General features: G+C 70.9%; 2 protein-coding genes and 7 pseudogenes. 4 read left to right on the top strand and 5 right to left on the bottom strand.

Annotated elements, in window-relative coordinates; translation table 11 throughout:
- Together ABZ281_RS34820 and ABZ281_RS34815 are read right to left on the bottom strand one after the other, a co-directional pair.
- Positions 1-349: pseudogene (locus ABZ281_RS34820) on the bottom strand (hypothetical protein); the annotation flags it as partial.
- Positions 350-393: 44 nt separating this feature from the next.
- A pseudogene (locus tag ABZ281_RS34815) lies at positions 394-699 on the bottom strand (MFS transporter); the annotation flags it as partial.
- 158 nt (positions 700-857) lie between these two features.
- Between ABZ281_RS34815 and ABZ281_RS34810 the strand changes: the two are divergent.
- The 4 pseudogenes from ABZ281_RS34810 to ABZ281_RS34795 form a co-directional block, all read left to right on the top strand.
- Positions 858-1,514, top strand: a pseudogene (locus ABZ281_RS34810) (helix-turn-helix domain-containing protein); the annotation flags it as partial.
- 34 nt (positions 1,515-1,548) lie between these two features.
- A pseudogene (locus ABZ281_RS34805) lies at positions 1,549-2,241 on the top strand (VanZ family protein).
- 9 nt (positions 2,242-2,250) lie between these two features.
- Positions 2,251-2,924, top strand: a pseudogene (locus tag ABZ281_RS34800) (response regulator transcription factor).
- A pseudogene (locus tag ABZ281_RS34795) lies at positions 2,917-3,994 on the top strand (HAMP domain-containing sensor histidine kinase). Before ABZ281_RS34800 ends, ABZ281_RS34795 begins: the two co-directional pseudogenes overlap by 8 nt.
- Before the next feature lie 30 nt (positions 3,995-4,024).
- Here ABZ281_RS34795 and ABZ281_RS34790 read toward each other — a convergent pair.
- The 3 genes and pseudogenes from ABZ281_RS34790 to ABZ281_RS34780 all read right to left on the bottom strand — a co-directional run.
- Entirely contained in the window at positions 4,025-4,735 is a 711-nt protein-coding gene (locus ABZ281_RS34790) for a hypothetical protein (protein WP_356662048.1), read from the bottom strand.
- A gap of 382 nt (positions 4,736-5,117) precedes the next feature.
- A pseudogene (locus tag ABZ281_RS34785) lies at positions 5,118-5,246 on the bottom strand (transcriptional regulator); the annotation flags it as partial.
- Positions 5,247-5,376: 130 nt separating this feature from the next.
- A partial coding sequence (locus tag ABZ281_RS34780; RefSeq protein WP_356662046.1) for a protein-arginine deiminase family protein occupies positions 5,377-5,723 on the bottom strand: 347 nt, incomplete at its 5' end.

Here is a 5,723-nt window from a genome sequence, read left to right as displayed (position 1 = left end):
GTGGGAAGGGCACCCCCACGTCCACGTGCAGCGGAGCGAGCACGATGGCGCCGGCGTCCCATACGGCCGCCCACTGCTCGCCGACGCCGCCGAAGTACTCCGCCTCCACATACGCCACCGGCCCACCGGCCGACCAGCGGGCGAGTACCTTCTCGAATCCTCCGGGGAAGCGCCGCAATTCCGAGGCGCCGTCACCGCTGCCGTCCGCGACGGCTTCGAGCAGCGCGTCTGTCACCGGCATCAACGACAGTCCCTGTCCGATCGACGCGAGTCGGACGGCGCACAGGTCCCGCGGGGCGGCCCGCAGTATCTCCTCGCCGGCGATCACTGCCTTCAGGTCGTAACCCATTCCACGGCCTCCTGGTTGAAGGCCTCATCCTGTCGCACCGCGCGTCAGCCACGGGGCAGGAGAAGACGGGCGAGGAGGGCGGTGGCGAGGAGGAGGGCCGCGACGATGACGAGGCCGACGCGCATGCCCGGCAGGGAGAACACCCCGGCGGGGCCGACGAGCAGGCTGCCGAAGACGGCGACGGCGAGCGCACCGCCGGTCTGACGAAGGGAGTTGAGGAGACCGGAGGCGGTTCCCGCGCGCTCCTGCGGGACGGCGTCCATCAGCAGCGCGGTCAACGCCGGTACCGCGAGCGCCCCGCCGACGCTCAACGGCAGCAGCAGGACGAGCACGAGCCAGACCGGCGTGTGTCGCGCACCCCCTGGGCTCCGGCGGCCGGGCCGCCCGCTCCGGCATCAACTCTGAGCCCGCGCGCCGCCGCGCGGCAGACCGCGCCCTGCCCCGGGTGCGGCGTCCCAGGCCCTGACACGGCCCCCCACGCTTCTTGACCGACTGAAACAATGACCGGATGACAGCAGCGCACGCGAGGGGCACGGAGCTCGGGCGATACCTGAAGGCCCGCAGAGCGCAGGTACGCCCGGAGGACGTCGGTCTCCCGGCCGGCGCTGGAGTGCGGCGCACTCCCGGACTGCGCCGCGAGGAGCTGGCTGCGCTGGCCGGAGTGAGCGTCGACTACTACATCCGCCTGGAGCGCGGCCGGGAGACCAACCCGTCGCCCGCCGTCGTGGACGCCCTGGGCCGCACCCTCGGACTGCGTGGCGACGGTTACGAACGCCTGCACGAACTCGCCGAACTGGCCTCCGGCCGCCCCACCGAGCTACCCGCATGCCCGGACCACGCCGTGCGCGGCTCGGTGCTGCGGATGCTGGAGTCGGTGCGTCCGCTCCCGGCCTATGTGGTGAGCCGGTACAACCGGGTGCTGGCCGCGAACCCGCCTGGGCGACGGCTCATGCCCGGGCTCTGGGACTGGCCGGAGGAGCAGCGGAACCTCACTCGCTACGTCTTCCTCCACCCCGTCGGCCGGACGCTCTACGAGCCGTGGGAGGAAACCGTCGCCCTGTCGGTCGCGCATCTGCGGGCGGTCGGCGGAGCCGACCCGGACAGCCCCGAACTGACCGCGCTGGTCGGCGAACTGATGCTGAAGTCGGCGCAGTTCGCCCGTATCCCTGCCGGCACCGCCCCGCCGCACGCGCGGCATCGTGCTCCTCGTCCTGGCGATCCTCGGCCTTTCGGGCCCCGTGTTCGTCGTGCGGCGGCCGCTCCTGATGTCCGCTCCGGCGTGCATGGCCTGCAGGTGGCACGGCTGCTTCGACACCTTCAACGGTGTCGTGCTCCTCACCCTGGCCGCGCTGCCGCCTGCCGGGCTGGTGGTCTGGGCTCTGGCCCGGCCGCCGGTGCCATGTCGGCATGGCGGATCTCGCTGGCCGAGGTGGGCATGGTCTACGGCACGGTGCCGTTTCTGTGGATCACCCTGATGCCGGGCGGCGGGGCCGGCACCGTGCCCGCCCGGGTGAGCCTGGTACCACTGCGGGACCTGGGCCCGATCGGCATCGGTGGCAACCTGCTGGTCTTCGCGGGCGCTGGGGCTCTTCACCCCGATGCGGTTCGCGGCGTTCGCGTCCGTGCCGCGGGTCCTGGCGCTCGGGGCGGGCTGCTCGGTCCTGGTCGAAACCGCACAGTACGTCCTGCGACTGGACCGGGTGACCTCCGTGGACGACGTCCTGGTGAACGCCACCGGCGCCGTGCTGGCCGCGCTGGCGTCGCGCCGCTGGTGGCGCACCACCACTAAGGCACCGGCGGACCGGCCTCGCCCCGCGCCGGCACCGGCACCTGAGTTGTGTGTCCGGTGTGCCTCGTCTTTGCATACGCCGGCGGTATGCGGCGCTGCTTAGGCTTCGGACATGCGTGTACTGATCGTGGAGGACGAGCCCTACCTGGCCGAAGCCGTCCGGGGACGGGCTGCGGCTGGAGGCGATCGCCGCCGACATCGCGGCGACGGCGACGCCGCCCTGGAATGCTCAGCGTCAACTCCTACGACCTCGCGGTCCTCGACCGAGACATTCCCGGCCCCTCCGGTGATGAGGTCGCCCGGCGCATCGTCGCCTCCGGCAGTGGCATGCCGATCCTCATGCTCACCGCTGCCGACCGGATCGACGACAACGCCTCCGGCTTCGAGCTCGGCGCCGACGACTACCTCACCAAACCCTTCGAGCTGCGCGAGCTCGTCCTGCGGCTGCGGGCGCTCGACCGCAGGCGCGCGTACGTCCGCCCTCCGGTCCGTGAGATCGCGGGCCTGCGCCTCGACCCCTTCCGCCGGGAGGTCTTCCGCGACGGACGCTATGTCGCGCTCACGCGCAAGCAGTTCGCCGTGCTCGAAGTCCTCGTCGCCGCCGAAGGCGGTGTAGTCGGCTCCGAAGAGCTGCTGGAGCGGGCCTGGGACGAGAACGCCGACCCCTTCACCAACGCCGTCCGCATCACCGTCTCCGCATTGCGCAAACGGCTCGGCGAACCATGGATCATCGCCACGGTGCCGGGCGTCGGCTACCGCATCGGCCCCGGCAGTGCCCATGAATAGGCGCTCAGGACTCAGCGCGCGCCTGAAACTCACCCTCAGCTATGCCGGACTCGTTCTCGTCACCGGTGCCGTACTGCTGGCCGTGGTGTGGCTGTTCCTGCTGCGCTACGTCCCCGACAACTCCCAGGGCCTGCTCGGGGTCTCCCCCAACCGGTTCCTCCTCTCGCGCATCTTCGGTCGCGCCGCGGCCGTGGCGATGGCCTTCCTGCTCGTGTTGGGCCTCGTCGGGGGGTGGATCCTCGCCGGCCGGATGCTCGCGCCGCTGGCACAGATCAGGTCGGCGGCACGGTTGGCCGGGCATGGATCGCTGTCCCACCGGATCCGCATGGAAGGCCGCCGGGAGGAGTTCCGTGAACTCGCCGACGCGTTCGACACATGCTCGACCAACTCGAGTCGCACCTCGGTGAGCAGCAGAGGTTCGCGCCAACGCCTCTCACGAACTGCGCACCCCGCTGGCCATCTCACAGACGCTGCTCGACCTCGCCCGCAAGGACCCCACGCGGCACCAGGACGAACTCTTCGAACGCCTGCGGGCTGTCAACGCGCGCGCGATCGACCTGACCGAGGCCCTCCTGCTGCTCAGCCGCAGCGACCGCGGAAACTTCGTCCGCGACAGCGTCGACCTGTCCCTCGTCGCCGAAGAGGCCGCCGAAACCCTGCTCGGCCTCGCCGAACAGCGCGGGATCACACTGGACGTCACCGGCGTGGCGGCCCGGACCAGCGGCTCCGCCGAGCTCCTGCTGCGGATGGTGACGATCCTCGTCCAGAACGCCGTCGTCCACAACCTCCCGGTCAGCGGCGCCGTGACGGTCCACACCGAAACGCAGCAGGACGCGAGCGTGCTGCGGGTCGCGAACACGGGCCTTCCCGTGTCACCGGATCTGGTCCCGACCCTCACCGAACCCTTTCAGCGCGGAACGGAACGCGTACGCACCGACGAGCACGCCGGCGTCGGGCTCGGCCTGGCGATCGTGCACAGCGTCGTCCGAGCCCATGACGGGACCCTCGACCTCGTCGCCCGCCCCGCCGGCGGTCTCGTCGTCACGGTCCGCCTTTCCGGCACGCCGTAGCCGGCGGGGTCCGGGCATGCCCCTGCGTCATCAGCTGTCAGAGTCCACGGGCTGTGCCCCGGCTTCCGGCGCGGCCGCCGACTGCGCGGCAGGGGCGGTGTAGAAGACGGACCTGCCCTGCTTCGAGCGCTCGGCCTGACTCTTGGCCACGAGCCCCTCGAGCGTGACGCGCACGACCTTGGCCGCGATGTCGCGGTGGGGGTGCGCCTGTCCGAGCGCCGTGGAGATCTCCGTGGCGGAGCGCGGTTCCTTCTGCACGGCGAGGTGACGGCGAATGAGCTCGACGAGGGTGGGCTCGGCGGACTTGGAGCCGCTTGTCGTCTTGGTGGTGCTTGCTGGCTTGGAGCCGCCTGTCGTCTTGGTGGTGCCTTCTGACTTGACGGTGCTTGCCGTCTTGGCCGCGGGCTTCCTGGCTGTCCGCTTCGCCGGCGTGGCGGTGGTGGCCTTGCGTGCCTTCTGCTTCCCGCCGGCTGAGGCGCCGTCCTTCTTCCGCCGCGGAGAGGGCACCACGGCAGGTGCGGAGTCGGAGGCGGACTCGGTCGGCGTGGTGGTGATGCCGAGTGCCTGGTGCATGCTCACCAGCACGCCGTGGTCGTGCTGCAGAGCGGCGAGCTGCTCCTGCAGCGACGCGATCTCCGCACTGACACGTTCCTGCTCCTTGACGTTTGCATCGAGGTCGCCGGTCACCTGGGCGATGTACTGAGATGCCAGTTCGGTGGCGGGAGTTGTCGTCTCGGGCATGGTGCTTGCCTTTCCTCGGCGTTGGAGGCGTACTGCGGATGACACCCGTCTGGAGAGCCGGGCCCCGGCGGCCCGGTGGGACGCCGCATGTGCCGCAAGATGCCTCGGTGTAGAGATGGTACGGACCGACGAGCCTCTTGTTCCCCTTGAGCATCGCCTTTCCTCGTAGGAGAGGATGCTCTGGTGCTGTTGACGTGGATCGCCGAGGTGGCGGACGAGACTGACTCATCCGCGAGAGCGCGCCGTTGCGGGACTGCACCAGCAGTGCCGGAGGCTCTGACTGGGCCGACGAGGACGAGGAAGGAATCTGCCGTTCGTTCGTAGCGGCAGGGGAGCCGGTGGCAGTCGGCGAGCCAGGAGCCCGTCCTTTCCACCCCGTCGGAGCGGCCCAGGAGGCGAGCGGGTGCAAGGCCTGTTCGGATGGTGAGCCGGGCTCGGTGGCGTAGACGGTCAGGGGCAGGCCGGAGCCGGCGGCCCGTTCCAGGCCCTCGAAGGCCAGGGTGAGCTCCCCTGATCGGCATCCGCGACGGCACCGGCGACGGCACACCGGAGACCCGGTGGGCGGAGCCCGTCACCGACCAGCGGTACGACGGTCCCCGCCCCCGCAGCCGGTAACCTCCCGCGCCGGCTGAAGGCGCTGTCTACGACTCGTCGCGGTTGGCCACAGGGCGCTGCCACCACGCGGCCGTCGCGTCGCGCAGGGTGTGGGTGCCGCAGTGCACTTCACCCATGCCGAGGTGGTACGTGTACCAGTCGTCGATGTACGTCACCTTCAGGCCGACCCACTGGTAGACGGCGGAGACGGCTTCCGTGAAGACGTCCTTGCCGCTGACGACGGGCCCCCACTGGCGTGGCGCGAGGTAGCGGTCGGGCCCCAGGAGCAGGCCGTTGACCGCACCGGGCACGTATGCGCCGGTCGTCACCGTCGCCCAAACCGCCGCCCGCGGGGCGGGGTTCCCGGCGAGCCACTTCTGCTGGCCGTGGTCAC

The sequence above is a fragment of the Streptomyces sp. NPDC006265 genome (assembly GCF_040613555.1).
In the GTDB taxonomy this organism is placed as follows: Bacteria; Actinomycetota; Actinomycetes; order Streptomycetales; family Streptomycetaceae; genus Streptomyces.
Note: the sequence above shows the minus strand (reverse complement) of the source record. Positions and strands in the feature narration are given on the sequence as shown.